This window comes from Enteractinococcus helveticum, from assembly GCF_001657475.1.
In the GTDB taxonomy this organism is placed as follows: Bacteria; Actinomycetota; Actinomycetes; order Actinomycetales; family Micrococcaceae; genus Yaniella; species Yaniella helvetica.
Map to the genome: position 1 here is coordinate 18,478 of NZ_LXEY01000016.1, position 25,456 is coordinate 43,933.

Consider the following 25,456-nt stretch of genomic DNA (forward strand, 5'->3'; position numbering starts at 1 on the left):
GTGAGCTTGCCGACTACCGTGAAAGGTGCCATGAGTATTGTCATCATCGCCACCCTTATCGGTTTGGCTTTTTTAGATGCCTCAACCCTCTCGACCCTACTCATACCCTTATGGTTACTGGCCCGACCGGGTGTCTTTGAACCCCGCAGGCTCATCACTTACCTCACCGTCACCGCCGTAACATACCTGTTGCTTGGCGCCGCGGTACTGGTGTTGGCTCACCAGCTGATCGACACTTATTTACAAACGCTCCAAAGTCCTGCTGCTGATCGTCTCGTCATTGGGCTAGGAGTGCTCGTCATCATCATGGGCATCATCGGGATTTTCCGGGGACGACGTGAAGCCAAGCCTGGCCCCTCGGTTATCACCCGGTTGCGCGATAGGGCTCTGGCTACCAACACTTCAACTGCAACCCTGGCATTATCCGCCATAGTCGTGGAAGCTGCCACCATGTGGCCGTATCTCGTTGGCATCAGCCTGATCGCGGTCAACGGCCCCGGTCTGCCATGGGATATTGGGTGGCTAGCACTGTATAACCTCATCATGATTCTGCCGGCGTCTATCTTGACCTGGGCGCGCACCAAATATCCGGAACAAACCGACATGCTGTTATCAAAGACGAAAGAGACCATGACGGGCGCGGGTTCCACCTTCACCGCATGGCTCGCCGTCATCATCGGAGCCTGGATTATCCTCACCAGGCTGTTCTAAGCACTGACTTACACGAGCAGCAGGCCCTGCGTTTCCCCTTGGTCGTTGATGCGATGGTTGGATCGCAGTCCGGTTGGGCCCGTGGGACCGCATCGTTGATTTGAGCCTCTTTGGCCCTAGCTCCTTCGAAAAAGACACAGCATCGACTTATAGTTCATCCAAGATATTGTTTCCGAGCCGTTGTTCAGCAGCAATCATCCTGTGCCGAGCCTTATGGGCAGCCTGGTCCCACGGCAGCCGGTTCTCCAGAGTTTCGCGATGAAAATCGGTAAAGAGTTTCACAGTGCAAAGAAAGTCCGCGACGTTGTTGGGATCCGGGTATCCCTCGATAAGATCCATCCAGGATTCAGCTTCTTCAGGATTTCGCGGATCGATTCCTGCCTCCTGTGCGTCGTCAAGCAGAAACTTGAGTATTTGGCAGACAGTTTCGATACTAAGTTCCTCTTCATCGAACCAACACCATTTACGGAAACGCATGAATTCATCGCGAGAAAATGCAGGTTTTACTCTCGCGAGGGTCATCTTTTTTGCGTCCGTATCAGATGGCAAAATTTCGTCGAGGATCTGTTCAAAGCTATGGGGTCCGGTGATGGACAGCTCAGCTACTGTTTTGGCCAATACATGTACGGCCGCTGACGCCACTGCCCGCTCACCATTACTGTGTACTAGTTTGTCGTATCCCTCGAAGGCGCGACGCTTCTTGGCAAACGTATATACATCATCGGCAGATATTTTCTCCAGAAGAGTCAGGTTAGAAAACCATGCCTGAGAGTCAGGTGTTCGCATCAGCGAGTAGTGGGTATATAGCTCATCAAGGGCTGCCAAGGCCACGCCATTGAATTGTGCGACGCTTGGGCGATACGACGTTGAACCGAGCCCAAGAACATTTAAAACTTGTTGAGCGTACACGTCTTGATGTTCGTGTAGTTTTCGGGTGATCGTTCGGATGGTATCCACGGTCCGGTTCCGATCATCACCGGATGGTCTCCGAATCACGGTCTTGTGCCATTCTAGTGCGCGAGCTACTGCGGCTTGGAAATCACCGATGTCAATATCAACTGATAAACAATTTATGTTGAATCCTTCGGACGCGAGCCTGGGCACAATATCATCCAGAATTTCTGGTGCAATTGCCGATTGCACACGAACAATGGCGGCAATTCTCGCTAACCGTGCATTATTACTTTCGGAATTATCCCATAGGATACTTTTTCTTGTCATGCGACGAAACTATCAATGCCCACACCGCCTCGGAACCAGCCTTGAGCAAACTGTGGATAACTTTTGCGGCGTATCCCTGCTGCACAAGCGGTGCCGAGGATACTTTCGTTGGTGATCCGTGCAAACAGCCGGCCACTCCGAGGGTTTCGAAGTGGCCGGCATACCTACTCGGTGTTTATCGAGTTGGGAAGTTTCACCAGTTTTAGCTCAACTCATGGATCTCGCGTTTCGAAGCGTCCTGCGAGAAGAGTAGCGAAATCAGACTCACAGCGGTGAAGCTAATCCACAGGAGCGCCACCAGGTGTAGCGAGCCTCCGCCTGCTGCGACCAGGGCGGTGGCCATCATCGGGGTGAAGCCTGCGCCCAGTAATGCCGCGAACTGGTAACCAATGGAAGCACCGGAGTATCTGACGTGGGTTGGGAAAAGTTCTCCAGCATAGGCACCATATGGTCCAGCCGTGAATCCCTGCACCAAGGATAGTCCGAGGATAATAGCCAGCATGAACGCCATAGCTGACCCCATTTCCAACAGCCACATCACGGGGAATGCCAGCACAATACCCATGAGGTTGCCCCAGATGAGCACTTTACGACGTCCAAGACGATCAGACAGACGTGCGGCGATCACCACAAAGGTGATGGTGAACACTCCACCGACTGCTTTCAGGTTGAGCACCTCGGATTGATGCAGCACAGCTTGCTGCACTGCAAAAGCGATAGCCCAAGCACCCATCAGCCCCTGTGCCATTTGACCAGATAGGCCACTACCGATGGCGCGCAGCAGTTTTGTTGGGTGATTGATGACCAGTTCGGCAACTGGAACTTTCTTCGGCGCTGGTTTCTTCGCCAGCTCTTTGAATACCTCAGACTCTGACACTTTCATGCGGATGAAGATACCCAGCAGCATGAGTACGGCGGAGAAAATAAACGGAATACGCCATCCCCAGCTGAGGAACTGGTCTTCGGGCAATAAAGAAAACCCGGATAACGCAAGTGTCCCGATGATTGTTCCAGCCGGAGCGCCCATGTAAGCAAACGCTGCAGCAAAGCCTCGTTTTTTGCGTGGTGCGGATTCAAATGCCAAGAGCATCGCTCCGCCCCATTCACCACCAACGGCAATACCCTGAATGATTCGCAGACTGACTAACAGTGCCGGTGCAAAGGCTCCGATTTGATGCGCCGTGGGTAACAGCCCCATCAGAGTGGAGGCGATACCCATGATCAAAACGGTCACCACGAGGATCGTCTTGCGTCCGAGTCGGTCACCCAAGTGTCCGAAAATCAGTCCGCCCAATGGGCGTGCAGCATAACCGGCGGCAAGCGTCGCAAAGGACAAAATCAGCGCGACGTGTTGGTCCAATCCAACGAAGAAGACGCGGTTGAAGACAATACCTGCCGCTGTGGCATACAAAATGAAGTCATAGTATTCAATGGCCGTACCAAGAAAACTGGAAAACTGAATCCGGCGCAGTTCTTTCGGGGAGGCGTGATAGGCACTCGCGTTGCTGCCGCCTACGTCAGGCGACGTAGTGATCTGCTTTGTCATACTGTGCACTCCGTTCAAAAGAGATCTGATCGAGGTCTTGGGCGATCACGAGACGGCCCGCGAAAGTATTAGCTGCTTTTTGCCACACTTCAACAGGAGCATGGCTTGGCACAAGGTGATGAAGACCAAGGGTTTTTGCACCCGCCTGGGTAGCAATCCGACCGGCGTCTTCCGCGGTGGTGTGAGCTCGACGGTGATGATCCATCGTCGCCTGCAACATCACGGTATCGGTATACATGCTCGCCATAGTTTCCAGACTGATGACTTCATGCAGCAGCAGATCTGTGTCGTGAGCCAATCTGATGAGATTGTCACACGGAGCGGTGTCACCTGAAATGGTCACGGATCCGCTGTCGGTATCAAACCGGAAGGCAAACGCCGGCGCCGTCGGATGATGCGAGACCAGAGTCGCTGTGACGCGGACGTTTTCGTCGGCGAACACCGCAAACGGTTCCATCGCCGGTGCGACGTTATGGTCTGGGTCGAACGCCACGTCGTCGGGTATCTGAATATCCTGGGGTGCGAAGTAATCATATGGCCCCTTGGTCAGCGAATCCATCACACGGTCGTTGATGTCAGCCGAGTACGCATTCACCAAGCCAGCAAAGGTTGCTTCGATCCCTGCCCCTGGTTGGTCAGGATTGACCGGCTGCGGCGTGGTTGTTGCACGGGGCGACAGCGGTGTGACTCGACTTCGGTTAGCAGGACCATAGAGCGGGATCGGGCCTCGTCCGGCCTGCTTGATCTCAAAGGGTGCAAACAACATCAACGATCCGAGATCCACAATGTGATCCGAATGCATGTGGGTAATGAAGATCCCTTTAAGATCGGACATCGATAGCCCGGCCCGTTGAATCTGCCGGCCAACTCCAGAGCCGGCATCAACTAAGTACCAGCCATCGTCGACTACCACAGCGGTTGCTATTCCCTGGCGAGGTTCACCCTGGTGGTCAGACCACCATCGGGGGCCGCCAGCTGTCCCCAGCGTGACAACGTGAGGCGTCGCGCTTACTTCATGAGCGCTTCTAAAATGCGTCACAACAATCCTTTCGTGATTCACATCACCAACAAGCCCTTACGTTACCCGCGTCACACTTCCTTGCATATCAAAAAGAACTCACGTAATCCTTAAGCTTTACTTATGAATGAGTTGACCCTCCGCCAGCTGGAATATTTTGTGGCTGTAGCTGAAACCCGATCCATCACCAAGGCCGCCGCCAGAAGTCACGTGAGCCAAGCAGCCGTCAGCCTTGCTCTCACGGAACTAGAGAAGACCCTCGGAATCACGCTAACGATCCGTCGTCCTGCAAAAGGAGTGGCACTCACCGCTGAAGGACGCGTCATTCTCCCTGAAGCCAGAGCCATCCTCGATCAAACTCAGCAGCTAGCCGACCATGTTTCTCAGGTGAAGAACACCTTGTCAGGACTGCTGCACATTGGATGTTTCCGTACCTTATCGATGCATGTGATTCCGCACTTGGTCGAATGGTTTGGCATCCATCATCCTCAGGTTGAATTGATTTTCGACGAGGATAACGCCCAGGAACTCCAAGAAAAAATGCTGGCGGGGCAACTGTCGGCTTGCCTGCTCTATGAAGCGCAGCTAGAGCCTGGGTGTCGAACCATTCTGGTTCAAGATCACCGCCGGCATGCCGTCCTGTCGCCACAACATCCGCTGGCAGCATTCGAGGAAGTGTCACTAGCGCAATTAGCCGCTTTCCCTGCGGTGTTGCTCGACGAGAGGCCCGCCTTAGAAAGAACGCTCAATGAGTTTTACAGTCGATCGCTAGATCCAAAGGTGGGAATCCGAACGCGCAGCGTTCAAACCGTGCAGAATCTTGTTGGTCGGAACGTCGGATACGGCCTGTTAATGCATTCGACATCGACGTCACCTGAAGGCCGCCCACTCGTTGCGCGGAAGATATCCGATTCGGTTCCGCGCAACGCGCTGATGTTGGCTCTGCCACCGGGGCATACAACTGCCGCAGTTCAAGCCCTTGTAGCAAGCCTTGAGGAACTACCGCAGCACTGACGTACCGCTGACAGAAGAGAGGCCCACCAGATAGAGATCTGGTGGGCCCTTTGAAAGGCAAAAGCTACATCGTTACGGTGTTGGAATACCACCGTTGACGTGCAGCGTTTCGCCGATCACATAGCTGGATTCAGGTGAGGTAAGGAAAACAAATGCTGGGGCAATTTCCGTTGGTTGCCCGGCCCGTCCGAGCGGGGTATTTTGACCAAAGTGGGGCAGCTTTTCTTTTGGCTGGCCCTGGGACGGTTGGATCGGCGTCCATATTGGTCCTGGTGCTACGGCGTTTACACGAATCCCCTTGGGTGCTAGCTGTTGGCCCAGCCCTTTACTGAAGTTGTTGATTGCCGCTTTTGTCGATGCGTAGTCGATCAGCATCTCATTGGGGTTATAGCCCTGAATCGAGGTGGTATTGACGATCGTTGACCCTGCAGGAAGGTGTTTCAATGCCGCTTTGGTGATCCAAAACATCGCATGGATATTCGTATTATAGGTCTCTTCCCATTGATCATCGGGCAGGTCTGTCAGACTTTCGGAAATCACCTGTTTGCCGGCATTGTTGACGAGTGCATCAAGACCGCCCAGCTCACGGACGGCATCTTCAACCAGTTGGTTGCAGAATGCTTTATCGCGGATGTCGCCCGGCAGCGGGATGGCCTTGCGACCAGAGTCGCGGATCGCTTGAATCACGTGCTGCGCATCTTGCTGTTCTACGTCTAAATAGTTGAGTGCAACATCGGCTCCTTCGCGCGCAAACGCTATGGCCACCGCCGCACCAATCCCCGAATCAGCACCGGTGATCAGCGCGCGGCGGCCTTCGAGCCTGCCGGTACCGCGATATGATGTTTCGCCGTGGTCAGCTTTGGGAACGAGTTCGGAATCAAATCCTGGCTCGGGCTGATCCTGTTTCGGCGGTGAAATTTCCGGGAAACGATCCACTGGATTCTGAAAAGTTAACTGATCGGATTGTGCCATAACGAATCCTCCTTTGGCCTTGGGCCCTTCGTCCAATGGGGTCAGGAATTCTCAGAAGTTTTCCGATTACTTTCCTTTTCCAGCACGTCGATGAGTTCGTCCTTGGTCATCTTCGAACGTCCAGAGATATCAAGCTTTTTAGCCTGTTCGTAAAGATGCTCCTTGGTGGCATTGGTATCAACGCCGCCTGCCGTCTCACGGTCGGTATTCTTGCCGCCAGATGCTTGCTTGTCGGAGTCACCTTTCTTGGGCTTGCGTTCCCAGTGATCGCCCACCTTCTCGTATTTCTGTTTTACGGCATCCCAGGCTGTTCTGTGGGCTCGTTCTTCATCCTGGTATTGCTCCATTGCCGAGTCATAGGTTTTTGCGAATGTGCGCTGCGCTTTCTTCGGAGACTTCTTGAGCGTTTTCGGCAATTCAGATTTCTTCGGTTGACCGGATTTCTTGGTCTTCGGCATGATCATCTGCTCCTTGCGGTCGCGATCCATGTGCACTTCACGCTAACAGTGAGTCCGACTATACAAAAGACTAAGTAAACGAGGCACTGCGGGACTCAGCAGAGACGCCTGCGGCTCACCGAAAGGCCGAAAAGTCATGCGTTCAACAATGTTTCAACCTTAAAGGAAACTGAAAATTTCACCCGATCCGCTTGAGCATGCGTGACAGAAACTTTGGCGTATTGAGCTCCTTTTCAGAATGTCCAGACACGTCAACGCAGGCTACCTTCCATGTTGATTTCGCCAGTTTCAAGCCCCTAACGTGGATATCGAAAGCAAATGGCTTTCCGTTTGTGCTCACGCACATTCGGTCGACTCGAAAGGAAGACCGCAATGGCTGAAACCAATAACCTAGGACAATTTGGCAACCGCAGTGACACAGAGGAACAGGCTCGCAAGGGTGGGCAGCAAAGCCCAGGCCAGTTCGGCGCTTCCGAAGGCGCTGACCCATCGACAGCTGGCGAAAAAGGCGGCGGGCAAAGCCCCGGACGCTTCGATAAATCACAAGGTGCAGACCCTGCCGAAGCGGGCCGTAAAGGTGGCGAACAAAGCCCCGGCCAATTCGGTGCATCTGAAGGGGCAGACCCTGCACGAGCAGGAGCAAAAGGTGGTCGCAACTCCTAACAGATGAGTGGCTCCACCCTGAGATTCCAGCAGCGGGAGGGATGAACGTTCCTCCCGCTGTTTGATTTTCAGCAACGATAACGCCCACACGAAAACCGAGAGATTGTAGATTCAAACGCTTCATGACTGTTTTCAAAAGTCTGCACGTCATTTACGCTTAGACACAACGCACAAAAATTAAACTAATGTGCTTCATGGAAGGAGATACTCTATGTGGCTCGTCCTAATTTTAGTCGGTATCGCGATGATCGTCTTCGGCGTTCTCGTTGAAGCCGCCCAACTATTGATTTGGCTCGGTGTAATTCTCGCAGCTGTTTCTGTCGTTCTGTGGATCGTCCGCAACGTGGCTCGAGCCGGAAAAGGTGTTTGACGCTACGACACGAGGTTTTTGACATGGTTTAATCGACGTCAATTTTTCACTTAGCTTTTCTCAAACGTGAAGGCCACGGAATAGTTCCGTGGCCTTCATCGTGTTCCAGGTCCTTTGAGCTGTTAAGCAAACGCACCATAACCGGTAATGTCTCGGCCCACCAACAGTGCCTGGACCGATTCAGTACCTTCATATGTGTGGATACCTTCGATATCCGCCATGTGCTGGATCACGCCGTTTTCTATCAGAATCCCGTTGCCGCCCAGCATGTCCCGGGCATCAGCGGCAATCCGCCGGGCAACCCGGGTGTTATTGTACTTCGCTAATGCCGCCTGGGTGGGTTGGAGCGTTCCGGCGGCTTCCAGCTGAGCGATACGCACCATATATAACTGCATCGAGACCAGATCCGACAGCATACGGGTGAGGCGTTCTTGAATCATCTGGTGTTCTGCAAGGTATTTGCCGAATTGCTTGCGCTGGGTTGCATAGGCCAACGCTGATTCAAAGACGGCAGTCGCATGCCCTAAGGCTGACCAGGCAACACCGATGCGCGTTGAGTAGAGCACTTGCGAAACATTGCGAAAGGACTTCACGCCCGGGATCAATGCGTCGGCGCTAATTTTGACGTCGTCATAGAAAATATCAGCCTGATCGATAGCGCGCAGCGACCCTTTATGGCGGATCGGGGCGCCCGTGTATCCTTGGGCATCTTGCGGCACGATAAACCCACGAACCTTGCCGTGGTCTTCGGCGCCTTCGTCGTTAACCCGAGCAAAGGTAATGGTGATACCGCCGGCGGAACCGTTGCCAATCCAGCGCTTGGAGCCGCGGATGACATAACAACCGTCGGCTTGGCGAATGGCAGTAGTGGACAGACCGGTGGAATCTGACCCATGATCAGGTTCAGTCAGGCCGAAGGCTGCCGGAATCTCGACGTCGGCGATGGCTCGAACGTATTGTGCCTGTTGGTCTTTAGAACCGAACATCGTGATGGTGCGCAGCGCCAGCCCACCTTGCACCGCAAGGATGGTGCCCATCGAGCCATCAACGCGGGATAGTTCCATGTTCACTAAACCGGCGGCGAGCGGTGAAAATTTCTCGATGTCTGGGTGATCGACGCCGTCGTTAATCAGCCCCGCTTTGCCCATGGCCTGGGCGACTTCTAATGGATAGTGGTGATCGTTCCATCCTTGGCGCATGGTTTCGACGTGGGTTTGAGCAAAGTCCCGCGTGCGCTGCCAAATGGCTTTGTCTGCTTCGGGGATGTCTGCAAAGACACCGTAGTAGTCGATATCTTGTGCATCGGTGAGTTGATAGGCGGGTTGTTGGTTTCCCGGAAACGATGTGGGCATAAGACTTCTTTCGACAGAGGGGTCAGGTGAGGCCTAAGTCTCAATCTAGTCTGCTTTTGCGCACGAAAATCTAACATGAACTGTCGGTATCGGGTATCGGGTACTTTGTGCAGTTCCGCGCTGTGTTTAGAAGACGGGTGGGAACCCGGCGGTATGACTGACGCCGTAGCGATAGGCGATTTCTGCATAGATTTCGCGGTTGCGCTGGCGGATGCGGCGGTCGATGAAGAAGGCGTCCACCAGCCACCAGAGGCCAAAGGTCATCCAGGCCAGTAGCGTCATGGCGATGGCGTAACCGATGTCGCCGAGGTAGTAGCGGTGTCCGCCAATGCCACCGGTGAAAATCCACAGCACCCAGGCAACAACCGGGGATTTCTTGGCTGATTCGTATTCGGCGTTCATGGCGTGTAAGCGAGCCTGCTCGGACATGGTCTTCCTCATTTCGTCCACGAAGTGTACGTCTTATCAGTATGCCACGGCTTTTAATCAGACCTGTGGAACATCCAAAGCCCAATGATGGCGCCGATGATTTTGACAGAGCCTAGGCCAATGAGCAACCAGTGCTGGGTGTTGACGTGGCCTTCTTCAACGATGATGTTGACAACGGCAAACCCGGCAAGCAGCAGTCCGACTATGAGTGTGAATACCCACAGGACTTTGATGCCGGGTGCCTGCTTATGCATCTTAGGCGTCTTCGGCGGCCAGCTGCCCGCAGGCCCCGTCAATTTCCTTGCCTCGAGTATCGCGCAAGGTGGTGGGGACGCCGGCGTCGTTGAGTCGGTCGATGAACTCCTGGGTGACATCTGGTTCTGATGCCGTCCAGATCGAGCCGGGAGTCGGGTTCAGCGGGATTGGGTTGACGTGCGCCCAGCCGCGGCCGCGGGCGTTGATCTTTTTGGCTAAGAGATCGGCACGCCAGGCGTGGTCGTTCATGTCTTTAATGAGCGCATATTCAATGGAAACGCGGCGCCCAGTTTTCACGTAGTAGTTGAATGCGGCGTCCAGGGCTTCGTCGGCGTCCCAACGGGAGTTGACGGGAATCATCTGGTCGCGCAGCTCATTATCTGGTGCGTGCAGTGACAAGGCGAAGGTTACCGGGATGCCTTCTTCAGCCAATTTATTAATGGCTGGCACCAGGCCAACGGTAGAGACCGTGATGTTACGGGCAGACATGCCCAGGCCGTTTGGCGCGTCGTCGACCATGCGGTGCACGGCGTTCATGACGCGGCGGTAATTGGCCAGAGGCTCGCCCATGCCCATAAACACCACGTTGGTGACGCGTTCAATGTCGCGGGCGCCTTCGGGTTTGCCGAGGTGGCCCTGGGCGATGATGCGGTTGGCGGCAACGATTTGCTCAACGATTTCGGCCGTCGACAGGTTGCGGGTCAGTCCTGCTTGTCCGGTGGCACAAAATGGACAGTTCATACCGCACCCGGCCTGGGATGACACACACAGCGTGATGCGGTTCTGGTAGCGCATCAGCACGGATTCCACCAGCACGCCGTCAAAAAGTTTCCACAAGAATTTGATGGTCTGGCGGTCTTCGGTTTCGATCCGGCGGACTTCGGTCAGCAGATTCGGGAAGAATGTTTCGGCTAATTCATCGCGCTTATCGGCCGGCAGGTCCGTCATATCGGCCGGGTCGGTTGTGTAGTGCGTGAAGTAGTGGGTCGATAGCTGGCGGGCACGGAATGCGGGCAGGCCAAGTTCTTTGACCTTTTCTTCGCGGTCTGCCATCGACATATCGGCCAGATGCTGAGCCGGTTGTGTGACGCGCGGCTGTTTGAACTCAAGCTTTGGACGACCATCAGCATCGGTGCGCTGCGTCCAACCTTCGGCCTTCGGTTGCACCTGCGGGCGAGGCTTCTCCATGGCTGGGCGAACACCATGCCGGGCGAGGCGGGCTCGCTCATCTCCGAGTTGTTCTACCTCGGGGTCTAAGAATTGTTTGCGCGGCGGATTCAGCTTCAGACGACCAGCGCGGTCTTTCTGAGGCTTCGTTAGGCGAGTGCCGGGTTTCCGAGGAGTATAGTTCTGTGCCATCTGCCATATTGTCTCACACGGGGCCGCCATATGATATTGCGTTCAGGCTAATTTGCTGGAGGCGATAGCCCAATACCGGTGACGGGTATCACAATTAACGTTAGGCTTGCCTATATGACGACAATTCTTGCTTCCCGACCAGAAATTCCAGGCGAAGACTTCTCCCGCGTCGCCATGACCGAAGAGACCATGCAGCTTCTCCAAAAACTGCGCGGCATGCACGGCGAACTGATGTTTCATCTGTCCGGTGGCTGCTGTGATGGCTCTTCACCCATGTGTTACCCCATCGGTGACTTTCGCACCGGCGGATCCGACCTGCTGTTAGGCACCTTCGAGCTGCCCGCAACCGATGACCTCCCCGCTACCGAAATCGGCTTCTGGGTGGCCAAACCGCATTTCGAATACCTGCGCGGCTCACACATCACCTTGGACACGGTCGATGGACGCGGTGCTGGGTTCTCGGTGGAATCACCGGAAGGAAAACGTTTCGTCATGCGCTCCACGCTGCTGCCATCATGACGGTTCTGGCGCGTGCTGAACACAATCCCGCCGACGACGTCTATCAGGCGGCCGTTGCCGCCGCCCACCAGAAACTTGTTGACGCCGTCGTCGATACTCGCCACGTCCGCTCCCCTGTGTCAGAATCCTGGCGACGCTGCCTGAAGTTGCATGATTCTCCGGAGCGGGTGATCGCCCCGAGTACTATTTCCACCACGCTGCTCGCAGAACACCGCAAGACCCATCCAATTACCGCGGTGCTTCCCATGTTAGAAACTTTGCTGGCCCCGGCCCACGACGTCGGGCTGATCACCGCGATTTCCAATACCGATGGTCATCTGCTGTGGGTTGATGGGGCACACCAAATGCGAGCGCAAGCCGAAACGATCGGCTTTATCCCTGGTTCCGACTGGTCAGAGGAATCGATGGGCACGTCTGCGCCTGGTGCGGCGCTGTCCACCGGCACGCCCGCGCAGGTGGCCGGGGCCGAACATTTTTCGCATCATGTCCACGAGTTCTACTGCAGTGCTGTACCATTGCGACATCCATCGGGCCGGGTGCTTGGCATGTTAGATCTGACCGGTTCGGCCACAGCCGTGACCCCGTTGGCACTGGCAATGCTGTCGAATACTGCACAAGTTATCGAGCAGTACTGGTCAACGCACACTTTCCCGCACGCTCACTACCAGCCGCCGGTGGCCACCCCAAATACCGTGTTGATCGAGGTCGCCACGGGCCATACCGCCCGGCTTGGGACGCTACGCCTGTCCAACCGGCACGCCGAAATTCTGACGCTGTTGGACTGGCATCGCAGCGGATTATCTGCCACCCAGCTGGCTCATCAGCTCTTCGGGGATGTGACACCCGATGAGTTGACCGCCCGCCTCACGACTGTGCGTGCCGAAATGTCTCGGCTGCGCAAGCTCCTGAGCCACTCCGGCCTACCCATTACCGTGGAGTCGCAGCCCTACCGGCTCCAGTCATCCATCACCACCGATGCCTCGGCAGCAATGCGGGCACTGCACCGCGGGGATCTGACCACCGCACTCCAGGTGGCCCCCGCCGATCTTCTACCCGGCTCAGATGCGCCCGGCGTCGTCGAATTACGCAATCACTTTGCCGCCACGCTGCGTGAAGCCATCCTGGCCGATGCCACCGCCGATCAACTGTGGTCCTACCTTGGTCGCCACCAGGCAGCCAACGACGTCGAATCCTGGATGCTCGCGCTGAAAATCCTGCCGGCAAATAGCCCACGCCGAGCCATTGTCACTGCAACCCTGCAGCGCCTGACCAGCTAACACGTTCGGTTGCAACGTTGCTGCAACCCACCCCACCCTAGAGTGGGCCATGTCACACCTAGTTGCCCATCGGGCACTGACGACATTGAAACGCTAGGGAAAGGTATCACCATGGTCGTGTACGCAAATCCAAATACCGACGGCGCCGTCGTACATTTCAAGGATCGCTATGATCACTACATTGGCGGCGAATGGAAAGCCCCCGCCAAAGGCCAATACTTTGAAAACCCCACGCCGATTACCGGTGAGTGCTTCACCACGGTTGCCCGTGGCACCGCCGAAGACATTGACGCCGCACTGGATGCAGCCCATACGGCCGCCAAAACCTGGAATAAGTCCTCCCCTACCGAACGCGCCGCGCTGTTGTTGGCCGTCGCAGACCGGATGGAAGAAAACCTCGAGAAACTTGCCGTGGCGGAATCCTGGGATAACGGTAAAGCCGTCCGGGAGACCCTGAACGCCGATATTCCACTGGCCATCGACCACCTGCGCTATTTCGCCGGTGCCATCCGCGCCCAAGAAGGCTCGCTGTCACAGATCGACGACGACACCGTGGCCTATCACTATCACGAACCGCTGGGTGTGGTCGGGCAGATCATTCCGTGGAACTTCCCGATCCTGATGGCCATCTGGAAGATCGCCCCGGCACTTGCCGGCGGAAACTGTATCGTGTTGAAACCTGCCGAGCAGACCCCGGCCTCGATCATGGTGCTGATGGAACTGGTCGGCGACCTGATTCCACCGGGTGTGCTCAACGTCGTCAACGGTTTTGGCCTGGAAGCCGGCAAACCGCTGGCGTCGTCGCCGCGCATCGGCAAGATCGCGTTCACCGGGGAAACCACCACCGGGCGCATGATCATGCAGTATGCGACCGAAAACATCATCCCGGTCTCACTGGAGCTGGGTGGGAAATCCCCGAATATCTTCTTCGGCGACGTCATGGACGCCGACGACAGCTACCTGGACAAAGCACTCGAAGGCTTTACCTTCTTCGCGCTAAACCAGGGTGAAGTCTGCACCTGCCCATCGCGTGCGCTGATTCAGGAAAGTATCGCCGATGATTTCTACGATTTGGGCATCGAACGCGTCAAGCAGATCAAACAGGGCAACCCGCTGGATACCGACACCATGATGGGGGCCCAGGCCTCGAACGACCAGTTCGAAAAGATCATGTCCTACATCGACATTGGTAAACAAGGTGGCGCCGAAGTCCTGATCGGTGGCGAAGCCGTGGATCTGGGCGGCGAACTATCCGGCGGGTACTACGTGGCGCCAACCGTGCTGCGTGGTTCCAACGACATGCGCGTCTTCCAGGAAGAAATCTTTGGCCCGGTGGTCGCTACCACAACGTTCAAAGATTACGACGACGCCCTGTCGATTGCCAATGACACGCTCTTCGGCCTGGGTGCCGGCGTCTGGTCACGCAACGGCAACGTCGCCTACCGTGCCGGCCGTGACATTCAAGCCGGCCGTGTGTGGGTCAACAACTACCACGCCTATCCGGCACATGCTGCCTTCGGTGGCTATAAGATGTCCGGGTTTGGTCGTGAAACCCACCTGATGCTACTCGAGGCCTACCAGCAGACCAAGAACCTGCTGGTGTCCTACTCCGAACAACCCCAGGGCTTCTTCTAAAAAATTCGTTAGGCCAACCAACGCGAGCTTGGTGCCCTCCCGACGCCGGGATGGTGCCAAGCTCGTTTGTTATGCTGTTCGACCACGACGTCAGTTTTCCGCGACCTCTATGAGGATGTCCGTGAAGAGACCCGGTTTGTCGAAGTGCACTGTGTGCCCGGCATCGACGCGTCTGAAATCGACGTCGTCAATGAGTTCGGCGGCTCGGGCAGCTTCCCGGTCGTCCATCGCCCCAACCAATGTGGTCCCGGTGTCGTCCAGCTGCCAATTGGCATGGATGAGGACGGTGGGCACGGTCAGGCCTGCCAGTGCTTTGGCGTGGTCGAAATCGGCGTGCCAGACCCCGGTATAGAAGGCCTCACCAAAACGGGGGTCATACTGATCAAGCACCCGGAACATTTCATTCATGGCCGGTGGCATGTACCACCAGCCAATCGGTTGTGTGGGTCGTTGTTTGCGTTGTGCCAGGGCACCTCGAATCATGGTCGGTGCCAGGTCGCCAAATAAGCCGATAAATGCCGAATGCTTGACGTAGTAGGCAGAAAAGTCCGTCTCGGTGCTGTTGACGAACTCATGGGCAATGCGCGGCAGATCGTAGCCGGCTGTGTTGATGAAGCGCGGGTGCAATGAAGAGAATAACGGTGGATCTTCCAGGATCAATTTCCGCACCAGTTCAGGTGCTTCGTTGGCGATCTGGATGCTCAGTAGCCCTCCCGACGAGTTGCCACACACAAATGCCGGCTCGGCGATCACGGTCCGTAAAAACGATGTGAGGTCGCGGCCCATAGCCACATTGCTGTATCGATCAACCGCACGATCCGATGCACCGTGCCCATAACAGTCGACCGCGTAGACCTGGAAGTGTTGTGCAAGTTCTGGAAGCACGCGCATGTAGGTCGTCCAGTCGACCATCTGACCGTGGATCAGCAGCAAGGGCGGCCCATTGGCTGGCCCCTGGGCGTAGTTAATTTTCGCGCCGTCGATCAGCACAGACTTTTCGACGAATCCTGCCCGATCCAGTCTGCGTCGAGCACGCGGCCAATAGGTGGTGTTGTGCCTGATGAACAACGCCGCCGTGGTGAGGGCAACTGCTAATAATGCGCCCAGGCTAGCCGCGATTTTACCTGTGTGTTGCCGAATGCGAATCATCCTCCTGGTGCTTGCGAGGTTTTCGGCCAGTCTAAACCCACAGCATGAAAGTACCTAGCCAGACTCTGCTGCGGCGAATAGCCTTGAAATGAGCCATCCAGAACCCTGCAGCCGCAGAACATTGGATAAAGAAGGGCTACTTATAATGGCACAAAATGTCGCACAAAAATTGATTGATTCCCACCTGGTCAACGGAACCCCGAAACCTGGCCACGAAATTGGCCTGTCGATTGATCAGACACTGACCCAAGATGCCACCGGAACCATGGTCATGCTCGAGCTAGAAGCGCTGGGCCTGACCAGGATCAAAACCGAACTGTCAGTGCAATATGTTGATCACAACCTGTTACAAACCGATGAGAAGAACCCGGAAGACCACCTGTTTTTACAATCCGCTGCAGCCCGGTACGGTCTGTGGTTTTCCAAACCCGGCAATGGGGTATCCCATCCCGTACACCAAGCCCGCTTTGGCCGCCCGGGCACCACCATGATCGGTTCTGATTCCCACACCTGTGCTGCCGGTGCCATTGGCATGTTGGCCATCGGGGTCGGTGGTTTAGAGATTGCGATGGCCATGGCCGGTGATCCGGTGTATTTGCAAATGCCTGAAATTTGGGGTGTGGAACTCACCGGAAAACTTCCCGACTGGGTGTCAGCCAAAGATGTGATCCTTGAGATGTTACGTCGGCACGGTGTCAAGGGCGGGGTTGGTCGGATCATTGAATACCACGGTGAAGGCCTCAACTACCTGACGGCCATGGACCGTCACGTGATCGCCAACATGGGTGCTGAACTTGGTGCCACCACCTCGGTTTTTCCCGCTGACGACGCCGTCCGAGAGTTTTTGACCGCGGTTGGTCGCCCCGAAGACTTCACCGAGCTGGTAGCGGATGAGGGTGCAAAGTATGACGTCGAGGAGCACATCGATTTATCAACGTTGGAACCGTTAATTGCCAAGCCGTCTTCGCCCGGCAACGTGGTGCCGGTTCATGAAGTCGCCGGCGAAGAGGTGTATCAGGTGGTTGTGGGCTCCTCGGCGAATCCTGGACTGCGGGATTTCGCCGTCGTCGCCGAGATGCTCAAAGGCAGACAAGCCCACAACCAGGTCTCTTTGGATATCAACCCCACCTCACGCGAAATTCTCATGGACCTGACCAAAGGCGGTTGGACATTTGACCTGATCAGCTCCGGGGCTCGCCTCCATCAATCCGGGTGCATGGGCTGCATTGGTATGGGGCAGGCTCCGGCGGTGGGGCGAAATAGTTTGCGCACCGTGCCACGCAATTTCCCGGGGAGATCAGGAACCGATGAGGACTCCGTGTGGTTATGCTCTCCAGAAACCGCTGCCGCAGCCGCACTGACCGGGCGGATCACCGATCCGCGAGACCTTGAGATGGACTACCCTATGGTCCAGCTGCCAACCACCTACAGCCTGAACACCGAAATGCTCGTGCCGCCTCTTGCCGAGCAGGATGCGCAAGAGGTCGAGTTGGTTAAGGGGACGAATATCAAATCCCTGCCTGAGTTCGATGAGTTGCCGGATGATATGGATGTGCCCGTGTTGTTGCGAGTGGGCGATAATATTTCGACCGATGAGATCATGCCGGCCGGTTCCCGGGTCTTGCCGTACCGCAGTAATATCCCGGCAATTGCCGAGTTTGTCTATATTCAGGTCGATGACACGTATCCCGCACGAGCTCAAGAGCTCGGTTCGGGGCACGCGATCGTTGGCGGTGAGAATTACGGTCAAGGATCATCGCGGGAGCACGCGGTCATTGCACCTCGCTACCTCGGCTTGCGAGTAGTTCTTGCCAAATCCTTCGCGCGGATTCACTGGCAGAACCTGGCGAATTTCGGCGTCCTCCCCTTAGAGTTTGTTGATCCTGAAGACTACCTGAGCATCGCAGATAACGCTGTGCTCAGTTTCCGGGGACTCCGCGAGGCGCTGAGACAGGGCCACGACATAACGGCCATGTTGGAGGACAAGCCACTGGAGTTGCGACACAAGTTATCTGACCGTCAAGTAGAAATGGTGCTGCTTGGGGGCCGCATTCCACAACGGGCCGCGCAGGATACTTCCGCCCAGCCTCATGAGGAAATCAAACCAGCCCAACCTGAGGGCTGATCCTAACTGAACACACGACGGCGCAAACCATCTCAGTCTGCGCCGTCGTCATGCGTGTTCGGTATTAGGAGTGTTCGATGTCGTCATCATCGATGGGGACATCAATGTTCTGATCGACCCAGTCTGCCTCGCTGACCGTGGCCGGTTTGGAAGTTTTCGGCTGGATCGGCTGCTCGTCGTCGTTGTCATCCGTAGCCAACTGTTCGGCGAGTTCTTCTTCTGGAATTTCTGAATGCGGTTTCTTGTGATTGGCAGGCATATCCAGTCACTCCTTTCGCTGGGTTCTCAGCTTTGCACTGTCAGCTGGAAGATTCAAGACCATATGTACCGCGTCGAGCTGAAGCGACCATCACTCTGCTGCAGTGCGACATGGAAAAAATATATGTGCATTCGCTGCTTGTTGCGCATCGTTCATCAACATTTTACTTGCACCGTGACCTGCGTCATGGTAGATCAGAGGTACAGCGGTTTCACAGAGTCGTGATCCGCGCCCGACGTGGTACAACGTCGAAGATTGAAAGTGCGTTTCGTGTTGAAGCGTACCCGTCCGTTCCGCAGAGGCAATCGACTCACACACCCCAGGGTGCCGCGAACGCTACCCCGGCCTGTTATATGGCCGGTGCACTCCCATGACGACATACCTCAGTCAGCTGTCTTGTATACAACCTCACACGGTCAACACTCGGAAGGAGACACTCGATGCGATCCACCATGTTTAACTTCCTCTCGCAAGATCCCGTTACCTCTTCATCTCAAGTGCCTGACGACCAGGCTGATTTTGATTGGATTATAGTCAGCGAAACACCCTGCTAATTCGAAAACCTACATCTACGCCAAACGCCGCGGCCCAGTATTTGGGATCCGCGGCGTTTGTGCTCTATGTTCGGGTCATCAAGCGGGCTACGCTGGTGCAGGTGAGCCACGAGGAGGGATCCGTATTCCGTATTCCTCGATTAAGAAAGTTCCTTCGATGACCCAACGGCAAATCTTTTGCACTTCTGATATCTACGATGCTTTCGAAGGCGAAGTCGCATCCCTGGACCTTCAGCTGCAGTCACTCGGCCAGCATCGCCAGTTTCACGGTCGCATTCGTACCGTGCAATGTTGGCACGACAACGGTCTGGTCAAAGCCATTGCCAATGAACCGGGCGAAGGACAGGTGCTTGTCGTCGATGGTGGCGGTAGCCTGCGTTCGGCTTTGATGGGTGGCAACATCGCCAAAGCATTTGCCGACAACGGCTGGGCCGGAGTCATCATTCACGGTGCGATCGTGATCGGCATGAAATAGCAGCGCTACCCCTAGGAGTGAAGGCGCTCGGTTCGAATCCACGAAAATCTGCCAAGGACGGCGTTGGGGTTCGCGATATTTCCGTGACGATAGGCAACGTAGAGTTCATCCCCGGTGCTGTGGTCTACGCAGATGAAGACGGCGTCATCGTCGATGCACGCGCATCATAGACACGAACCCATGTTATACAGGTTCGTGTCCATGATGGATTTAGGCTGCCGTAGCCCATGTGACGTCGACGCTGGGCCATCCAATATCGACCCTCAAGTTGTCTGGTGGCGGGTCGCTGTCCCAATATCTGATCTCGGCCAGTGGTGGTCTGGTGCCCACCGTATAAGAATGCCCGGTTGGGGTAGTGACGATGAGTTCATCAGGGGTACCGGTGTAGCTCCAGCCACGGTTCTCTTTGCGCTGGTTACAGCGTTTACATAGCCCGGTGGCATTGACCCAGCTGGTGGGTCCTCCGTCAGCCCTGCGGTGGCGATGATCAGACTCTTGGAACGGGCCGTTACACCAAGGAGTGGCACAGATGTCTTCACGGATCTTGAGCATTTTAGCTAATCCGTCGGGGAAACGACGGCGGGTGGATTCCATCGCCACGAGTTGCCCATCAGTAGGGCGGGTGTACATGCGGCGAAAGAATGTCGCTGCGGCCGGGTCAGACAGCCAGTGTTTGACCGCTCCGGCGGGCAGTGGCCCATGACCGGGGATCCATGCAGGTAGATCGTCATCACCAAAAAATGTGGTGTCATGCATGAGAACCACGACTTCTCCGGTAACTGCATCAGCGGTGGTTTGCCCGGTGAGTAGCTCGACGAAAATATCAGCCATGATTTGGTCCCGCGTTAGCGGTTGCCCCTGGGCGTCAAGCATCTCACCCGAACTGATACGTTTATTCGTGAGTTTTGTCAGTGTGTCCAGGATCGCTAAGCCCTGGAGGGTAGGGATTTCTGCGGTGACATAGACCTGGCCATCGGAGGCTGGGTCTGTGTAGACCCGTCTGCCACGCTTATTCTTTTCGGCACGCTGCTCACTAGCCTGTCGGTCTAATCTGTAGGCGTGGCCTTGCACCAGGTTACGTAATTGAGAGCTCGAGGCCCCGCCCAGCCGACGAGCGATGGCTGCGTCAATTTCTCGCCGATGCTCATCGGATAAGTGATTCGTCTGCTGGGCGACCAGTCGGGCATGATATTCACTGAGTACACCTTGCGATAACGCGGCCAAGGTGTTTGGCAATACGGTATGCAATGCGATAGCCGTATGCGTCAGTGCCGCTCCCACGTAGGGCGATTCTCCTCTGGCCAGTCCGACTTCGGCCTCAATGCCTTTGAGCTGCAAGGAGGTCGGTACGCCCAGCTGACATTCTCGGGCTTTGCGGCGTTGCGTAAACTTATGAGTATCTTCAGATTGCACAGCAGCCAGAATCCGCTTGGCCTGTTCTACACCTTGAAGTCGATCAATACAGGCTTCTTCGGAGTCACCCTCCGGAAGACCGGTCAGTAACGCGATCGCGTCCTGAACCGTAGCTTTTGGCTTTTCCTGTATTTCCATATATTAACCCTAGCCAGAGGGTGGGACACGATAAGGAACGATAGTCGACACTGTGGGCAACAACCAGTCACCGCCACATCCTGTGGAAAACCACCACATGCGGCAAAACCATCTGCTATGCGTCCAAGGGATGGTCTGGTTCGGCACAACCTAATCACATCAGAACTCATCACGAAGTACGCTAGGTTATGCTGTCGAAGTGAGCACAATATTCGCCGACATCACCCCGTTAAAGGTCAGTCGTGACTACCGCAGACTGTGGATTGGCAACTCGTTATCAGCCATTGGCACTCAACTGACATTGGTCGCGGTGTCACTGGAGATTTTCGCGCTGACTGGGTCCTCGGCATATGTTGGATTGCTGGGCGCATTTGCCCTGGTACCGCTGATCATCACCGGTCTCTATGGTGGCGCGATCGCAGACCATGTGGACCGGCGCAAAGTCGCGTTGTATTCGGCGTTGGTACTCTGGTTGACCACGGTTGCGATTTGTCTGCACGCGTGGTTAGGCATCGAAAATATCTGGCTGCTCTACGGTCTGATCGCCATTCATTCTGGTGCCTCCGGGATTAACCAACCAACTCGCGGGGCCATCATCCCAGCGTTAGTAGGCACGGAACTGCTCGCCTCAGCCAATGCCTTGAACATGCTTTCCATGTCGATTTCTATGATGTTGGGGCCACTGTTGGCCGGCGGGCTGGTCGCCACGATCGGGTATTCCTGGACCTACACGATTGACGCCGTCACCTTCTTGCTCACGCTCTATGCGGTCTACCGACTGCCAGCGCTACCACCCGTCCATCCGGACGGCGAAGCACCCGCGGATCGAAAAGTTGGGCTGCGATCGGTCTGGGAGGGTTTCCACTTCTTAGCCACACGCAAGAATCTACGCATGACGTTCATTCTGGACATCATCGCCATGGCAACGGCCTTCCCGCGCGCCGTCCTCCCGGCAATGGGTGTGCTGATCATCGGGTCCAGCTATGCCCAAGGGATCAATGGGTCCGGAGATGACCCGGCAGAACTTGTCACGGGTCTGCTGCTGGCAGGAATTGCGGCCGGGGCGTTTATCGCGGGACTGTTTTCTGGAACGTTCACCCGCATCACCGCGCAAGGCAAAGCCGTCTACTGGTCGATTGTGGTGTGGGGAGTATCCATTGCCCTGTTCGGGCTGTTCGGTTGGCTGGCCATTCGTAGCGCAGCCAATGGCGAGCCCAGCATCGTGTTGTTGTGCGCAGCGGTGGCGATGCTGATGGTGGCCGGGGCGGCCGATTCAGTGTCTGGGATTTTCCGCAACACGATCCTGCAAACCGCTACACCAGATCATCTGCGCGGTCGGTTGCAGGGAGTGTTCATTGTTGTGGTTGCCGGTGGCCCCAGGGTGGGCGAAATGCTCACCGGCGCCGTCTCGGCTGGGATTGGTGAGGCCGTCACGATGATGTTGGGCGGCCTGTTATGCGTCGTCGCAGCAACGCTGGCGGTGCGCCTGGTACCAGGGTTTCTTCGTTATGACTCTCGGACTCCGGTCGCATAATCACACCCGCCACGTGATCTTCTGGGTGCACCTGAGTCATCCCTCGGGCTGAGATCGCCTACCGCAGGTTGACGATTCAACTGTCTGCGCTCGAGTGACGATTCACCATGGGTTTCAAACCAAGATGGGTACCAGATCGGCGACGACAGGTCACCGACACCCTCACAAAAGGAGAACCCCATGAACACCACTTTGACCCCAATGTTTGGCCGCGAACTGACTGACGACGAACTGGCAACCTTCCACGGTGGCTACTGCCAGGTAACTGTCTCAAAGGGTTCCAACGGCGAAGTCAAAGTCACCCAAGTCGGCAGTGGATGCGGCAACGTTTCCGTCAACGTCGTCGTCCAGGCATAAAACAAGGAAACGCTATGGTCAACGAAATCAACCTAACGCTGGGGCAGCCTCTGAACGACGTCGATCTGGCGTCCTTCTCCGGTGGAAAATGCACCGTGACTGTCACTATTCACTCTGATGGGTCGTATACCGTGTCCGAATCCGGAAACTGCAAAGGTGTCACGGTGAAAGCAGAATGAAAACTCTCACATCCCACACGCTGAGCCTGGGCCGGACTGTAACAGATGCCGAACTGTCGACATTTGCCGGCGGCGTCACCGAGGGCGGTTGCATCCCTGATCCGATGAAAGAAGTCTGGAAGAAGCTTGGTGTCAGCGGCACCACGTCCTCCAGCCCAATCCAATAACCCACTCAATGCACTCATGGTTTCACGGGTCCGAGACGAAGATTTCGGGCCCGTGAAACCACCCCTTTTTCTGCACCATGAACGCTAAAGGAAACTCCATGTCTCGTGTCCCAACCGTGTTACAAACCGCAGAAACTGACTGCGGCCCGGCCTGTCTGACGGCGATGCTGCGAGCGCAAGGACACCGCGTTACCTTGACCGATCTGCGAGCAGATATGGATCCGGGGCGTGACGGCTCGTCCGGGGTCGTGATGCGCCGTACCGGGCAGCGCTGGGGTCTGCCACTGCAAGCCCAATTGGTGGACCCGCAAGACCTCGGCCAACGCATCCACGAGATACCGCTGCCCTTCGTGTTGCATCTAACCCGGCAGCACTACGTCGTCGTCGATAAGATTCGGCGCGACCACGTTGAGGTCATGGATCCAGCAGTTGGGCGCCGACGATTATCCCGGCCCCAAATTGCCGAAGCATCCAGCGGGATGGTGCTGTTCCTCGGAAGCGTCGATGCCAATGACGACGACGCCCCTGCCCCAGCGACGGTCTCGGATACGCGAGCACCCGGAGTTTTAGCCACTGTTCTGCGCGGGGTTCGTGGTGAACTCGCGCGCGCCGGATTCCTATCCCTCTTATTGGCGGTCGGTGGGCTCGCCTTGCCGATCACCACGGCACTTATTGTCGATGCGCTGGTGGCCGACGCCGTTGCACAGCACCGGTGGTTGGCCATCGGGATGGCCTTAGCCCTTGCCATTGGCTTGCTCACGCTGGCAAGAAACTGGGTTCTAGCCACCCTGCAGCGGCGTATGGCGGGGCATCTGAGCACAAGTGTTGCCACGACCCTGTTTTCTCGAAACCTAAAATTCTTTGACCGGCGATCCGTTGGGGATCTCTTTGGGCGGGTTGAATCAGCCCATGCGATTCACGCGCTGCTGAGCGTGGCCCTATTAGGTGCCGGGCTCGATGCGCTGCTGACGATCGGCTATGTCATCGCGCTCGTGGTCATTGTCCCTCCGCTAGCCGCTGTTACGACAGGCATTATTCTCCTGTGCCTGGTCATCTCCGGGGTGGTTGCCAAACGCAGCGCCAACTTACGACGCGAAGAAATTTTAGTCACCGCCGATTCCTCAACGCTACTGGTCGACGGTATCGACGGAATTACCACGCTGCGCGCCTACGGTGCCGAATCGTCAATGCTCGCCAAATGGCAACAGCTGCTCGATCGACGGTTAGATCTGACGCGCTGCCGAGCACGACTCAACGCCCTGTCGATGGCGCTGCTTGCCGCCATGGCCGTGGCCACGCCACTGATCATTCTCGTCATGGCGTCCGCGCCAGCTCTAGCGCATTCCAGCGCCTTTGGTCAGATCACCCCCGGGACGGCGCTGGGGCTCATGGCGCTGGCATCGGCAACCCTTGCACCGGTTGCCTCGTTAGCAACCCAATTGGTTGAAGCCGCAGATCTACGGCCACTCCTTGATCGCGTGCAAGACCTCACCTTGGCTGCGCCCGAACGTTCCGGAGGCAACCACCCCGGAGAACTCACCGGTAGCATCACCATAGACAACGTCAGTTTCAAACACGAACGCTACGGCCGCGAGATTCTGCGTGGCATCAATGCCCAAGTCCCAGCCGGTTCTACCGTGTGTATTCTGGGGCCAACCGGATGCGGCAAAACCACGCTGGCTCAGATTATGGCGGGTATGCACTCCCCGACCGCAGGCCGGGTGCTGGTCGATGGCAACGACGTCGAAACGCTAGACCCCGAGGCGTTTCGGGCTCAGGTGGGTGTCGTCTTCCAAGACTCGTGGACTCCCGCCGGCACGATTCGTGAAGCCATCCTGGTCTCCCGCACCGGTTTCACGGACGAAGACATTTGGCGTGCGCTGTTTCATGCTCAGTTGGCTCAAGACATCCTGGCGCTGCCCATGGGGCTGGATACCCGACTCGGCTCCGGTGGCTCCGGACTGTCTGGTGGACAACGCCAACGGCTGGCCCTGGCTCGTGCACTCCTGGGTGAACCAAAGATCTTGGTTCTGGATGAACCCACCAGCGCGCTGGACGGCGACACGGAACGCGCCATCGAAGCCGCACTGGTCAAACTGAACATTACCCGGATTATTGTTACCCACCGGCTGTCGATTGCCACCACGGCCGATCAGCTGTGGGTCATGCACAACGGCGAACTCGTGGAATCCGGCTCACCGGCCGACCTGGCCGCATCCGATGGCTGGTACGCCCAGCTGTTGGAAGCTCATTCGACGTCATCCCAGCAGCTGACCTGAGATACGCCACTGGGATGATGACCTGGGG

Annotated in this window: 25 protein-coding genes and 1 pseudogene; 14 read left to right on the forward strand and 12 right to left on the reverse strand. The window is 56.3% G+C overall.

Going from position 1 to position 25,456, the window contains the following annotated elements:
* Nucleotides 1-30: 30 nt before the first annotated feature.
* Complete coding sequence (locus A6F49_RS05625) at nt 31-711, forward strand: GAP family protein (protein WP_043057654.1); 681 nt, start codon at nt 31-33, stop codon at nt 709-711.
* Between the two features lie 147 nt (nt 712-858).
* On the opposite strand, the gene A6F49_RS05630 is transcribed toward A6F49_RS05625, so the two are convergent.
* The 3 genes from A6F49_RS05630 to A6F49_RS05640 form a co-directional block, all read right to left on the reverse strand.
* A complete protein-coding gene (locus A6F49_RS05630; protein ID WP_150119405.1) occupies nt 859-1,932 on the reverse strand; it encodes a hypothetical protein in 1,074 nt (357 codons plus the stop codon).
* Nucleotides 1,933-2,134: 202 nt separating this feature from the next.
* Nucleotides 2,135-3,478: an MFS transporter gene (locus A6F49_RS05635; RefSeq protein WP_052504820.1), complete on the reverse strand. Its 1,344-nt coding sequence runs from the start codon at nt 3,476-3,478 to the stop codon at nt 2,135-2,137.
* Nucleotides 3,450-4,517 carry an MBL fold metallo-hydrolase gene (locus A6F49_RS05640; protein WP_201120254.1) on the reverse strand — a complete coding sequence of 356 codons (1,068 nt, stop codon included), beginning with the start codon at nt 4,515-4,517 and terminating at the stop codon, nt 3,450-3,452. The genes A6F49_RS05635 and A6F49_RS05640 overlap by 29 nt, the downstream gene beginning before the upstream one ends.
* A 102-nt stretch (nt 4,518-4,619) precedes the next feature.
* Between A6F49_RS05640 and A6F49_RS05645 the strand changes: the two genes are divergently transcribed.
* Nucleotides 4,620-5,510 carry a LysR family transcriptional regulator gene (locus A6F49_RS05645; RefSeq protein WP_043057652.1) on the forward strand — a complete coding sequence of 297 codons (891 nt, stop codon included), beginning with the start codon at nt 4,620-4,622 and terminating at the stop codon, nt 5,508-5,510.
* Between the two features lie 72 nt (nt 5,511-5,582).
* Here A6F49_RS05645 and A6F49_RS05650 read toward each other — a convergent pair whose 3' ends face one another.
* Both A6F49_RS05650 and A6F49_RS05655 read right to left on the reverse strand, forming a co-directional pair.
* A complete protein-coding gene (locus tag A6F49_RS05650) occupies nt 5,583-6,482 on the reverse strand; it encodes an SDR family oxidoreductase (RefSeq protein WP_043057651.1) in 900 nt (299 codons plus the stop codon).
* A gap of 41 nt (nt 6,483-6,523) precedes the next feature.
* Nucleotides 6,524-6,970 carry a ChaB family protein gene (locus tag A6F49_RS05655; RefSeq protein WP_327019942.1) on the reverse strand — a complete coding sequence of 149 codons (447 nt, stop codon included), beginning with the start codon at nt 6,968-6,970 and terminating at the stop codon, nt 6,524-6,526.
* 342 nt (nt 6,971-7,312) lie between these two features.
* Between A6F49_RS05655 and A6F49_RS05660 the strand changes: the two genes are divergently transcribed.
* Nucleotides 7,313-7,603 carry a hypothetical protein gene (locus tag A6F49_RS05660; RefSeq protein ID WP_043057650.1) on the forward strand — a complete coding sequence of 97 codons (291 nt, stop codon included), beginning with the start codon at nt 7,313-7,315 and terminating at the stop codon, nt 7,601-7,603.
* Nucleotides 7,604-7,814: 211 nt separating this feature from the next.
* The gene (locus tag A6F49_RS18220; protein WP_162840617.1) at nt 7,815-7,973 is read left to right on the forward strand and encodes a hypothetical protein; all 159 of its coding nucleotides are present in this window, start codon (nt 7,815-7,817) and stop codon (nt 7,971-7,973) included.
* A gap of 122 nt (nt 7,974-8,095) precedes the next feature.
* On the opposite strand, the gene A6F49_RS05665 is transcribed toward A6F49_RS18220, so the two are convergent.
* From A6F49_RS05665 to rlmN, 4 genes are all read right to left on the reverse strand, one after another.
* Nucleotides 8,096-9,325 carry an acyl-CoA dehydrogenase family protein gene (locus A6F49_RS05665; protein WP_043057649.1) on the reverse strand — a complete coding sequence of 410 codons (1,230 nt, stop codon included), beginning with the start codon at nt 9,323-9,325 and terminating at the stop codon, nt 8,096-8,098.
* Between the two features lie 126 nt (nt 9,326-9,451).
* Nucleotides 9,452-9,754, reverse strand: a complete 303-nt coding sequence (locus A6F49_RS05670; protein ID WP_052504819.1) for a TM2 domain-containing protein — start codon at nt 9,752-9,754, stop codon at nt 9,452-9,454.
* A 53-nt stretch (nt 9,755-9,807) separates the two neighbouring features.
* Nucleotides 9,808-10,008 carry a hypothetical protein gene (locus A6F49_RS05675; RefSeq protein ID WP_043057647.1) on the reverse strand — a complete coding sequence of 67 codons (201 nt, stop codon included), beginning with the start codon at nt 10,006-10,008 and terminating at the stop codon, nt 9,808-9,810.
* Between the two features lies 1 nt (nt 10,009).
* A complete protein-coding gene (gene rlmN, locus A6F49_RS05680; protein ID WP_043057646.1) occupies nt 10,010-11,368 on the reverse strand; it encodes a 23S rRNA (adenine(2503)-C(2))-methyltransferase RlmN in 1,359 nt (452 codons plus the stop codon).
* Between the two features lie 114 nt (nt 11,369-11,482).
* On the opposite strand from rlmN, the gene A6F49_RS05685 reads away from it, so the two are divergent.
* From A6F49_RS05685 to exaC, 3 genes are all read left to right on the forward strand, one after another.
* Nucleotides 11,483-11,887, forward strand: coding sequence for a DUF779 domain-containing protein (locus A6F49_RS05685; protein ID WP_043057645.1), 405 nt, complete (start codon nt 11,483-11,485; stop codon nt 11,885-11,887).
* Nucleotides 11,884-13,164 carry a GAF domain-containing protein gene (locus tag A6F49_RS05690; protein ID WP_052504818.1) on the forward strand — a complete coding sequence of 427 codons (1,281 nt, stop codon included), beginning with the start codon at nt 11,884-11,886 and terminating at the stop codon, nt 13,162-13,164. Before A6F49_RS05685 ends, A6F49_RS05690 begins: the two co-directional genes overlap by 4 nt.
* 111 nt (nt 13,165-13,275) lie before the next feature.
* Nucleotides 13,276-14,799, forward strand: a complete 1,524-nt coding sequence (exaC, locus tag A6F49_RS05695; RefSeq protein WP_043057644.1) for an acetaldehyde dehydrogenase ExaC — start codon at nt 13,276-13,278, stop codon at nt 14,797-14,799.
* A gap of 90 nt (nt 14,800-14,889) precedes the next feature.
* On the opposite strand, the gene A6F49_RS05700 is transcribed toward exaC, so the two are convergent.
* On the reverse strand, nt 14,890-15,948 hold the full coding sequence (locus A6F49_RS05700; RefSeq protein WP_043057643.1) for an alpha/beta fold hydrolase: 1,059 nt from the start codon (nt 15,946-15,948) through the stop codon (nt 14,890-14,892).
* 145 nt (nt 15,949-16,093) lie between these two features.
* Here A6F49_RS05700 and A6F49_RS05705 point away from each other — a divergent pair, with 145 nt between their 5' ends.
* Nucleotides 16,094-18,073 carry an aconitate hydratase gene (locus A6F49_RS05705; RefSeq protein WP_043057642.1) on the forward strand — a complete coding sequence of 660 codons (1,980 nt, stop codon included), beginning with the start codon at nt 16,094-16,096 and terminating at the stop codon, nt 18,071-18,073.
* A gap of 64 nt (nt 18,074-18,137) precedes the next feature.
* On the opposite strand, the gene A6F49_RS05710 is transcribed toward A6F49_RS05705, so the two are convergent.
* A complete protein-coding gene (locus A6F49_RS05710; RefSeq protein WP_043057641.1) occupies nt 18,138-18,332 on the reverse strand; it encodes a hypothetical protein in 195 nt (64 codons plus the stop codon).
* Nucleotides 18,333-19,043: 711 nt separating this feature from the next.
* On the opposite strand from A6F49_RS05710, the pseudogene rraA reads away from it, so the two are divergent.
* Nucleotides 19,044-19,531 (forward strand): annotated as a pseudogene (gene rraA / locus A6F49_RS05715) (ribonuclease E activity regulator RraA).
* A gap of 40 nt (nt 19,532-19,571) precedes the next feature.
* Here the strand turns inward: rraA and A6F49_RS05720 are convergent.
* Nucleotides 19,572-20,912: an HNH endonuclease gene (locus A6F49_RS05720; RefSeq protein ID WP_052504817.1), complete on the reverse strand. Its 1,341-nt coding sequence runs from the start codon at nt 20,910-20,912 to the stop codon at nt 19,572-19,574.
* Nucleotides 20,913-21,111: 199 nt separating this feature from the next.
* On the opposite strand from A6F49_RS05720, the gene A6F49_RS05725 reads away from it, so the two are divergent.
* The 5 genes from A6F49_RS05725 to A6F49_RS05730 all read left to right on the forward strand — a co-directional run bounded on the left by A6F49_RS05725 (nt 21,112) and on the right by A6F49_RS05730 (nt 25,428).
* Entirely contained in the window at nt 21,112-22,446 is a 1,335-nt protein-coding gene (locus tag A6F49_RS05725) for an MFS transporter (protein ID WP_043057640.1), read from the forward strand.
* Nucleotides 22,447-22,626: 180 nt separating this feature from the next.
* Nucleotides 22,627-22,803 (forward strand): hypothetical protein, encoded by a 177-nt coding sequence (locus A6F49_RS18010; protein WP_161485777.1) that lies wholly within the window; start codon nt 22,627-22,629, stop codon nt 22,801-22,803.
* Between the two features lie 14 nt (nt 22,804-22,817).
* The gene (locus A6F49_RS18015; protein ID WP_161485778.1) at nt 22,818-22,982 is read left to right on the forward strand and encodes a hypothetical protein; all 165 of its coding nucleotides are present in this window, start codon (nt 22,818-22,820) and stop codon (nt 22,980-22,982) included.
* The gene (locus A6F49_RS18020; protein WP_161485779.1) at nt 22,979-23,149 is read left to right on the forward strand and encodes a hypothetical protein; all 171 of its coding nucleotides are present in this window, start codon (nt 22,979-22,981) and stop codon (nt 23,147-23,149) included. Before A6F49_RS18015 ends, A6F49_RS18020 begins: the two co-directional genes overlap by 4 nt.
* A 98-nt stretch (nt 23,150-23,247) precedes the next feature.
* Nucleotides 23,248-25,428 carry a peptidase domain-containing ABC transporter gene (locus A6F49_RS05730; protein ID WP_043057639.1) on the forward strand — a complete coding sequence of 727 codons (2,181 nt, stop codon included), beginning with the start codon at nt 23,248-23,250 and terminating at the stop codon, nt 25,426-25,428.
* Nucleotides 25,429-25,456 lie beyond the last annotated feature (28 nt).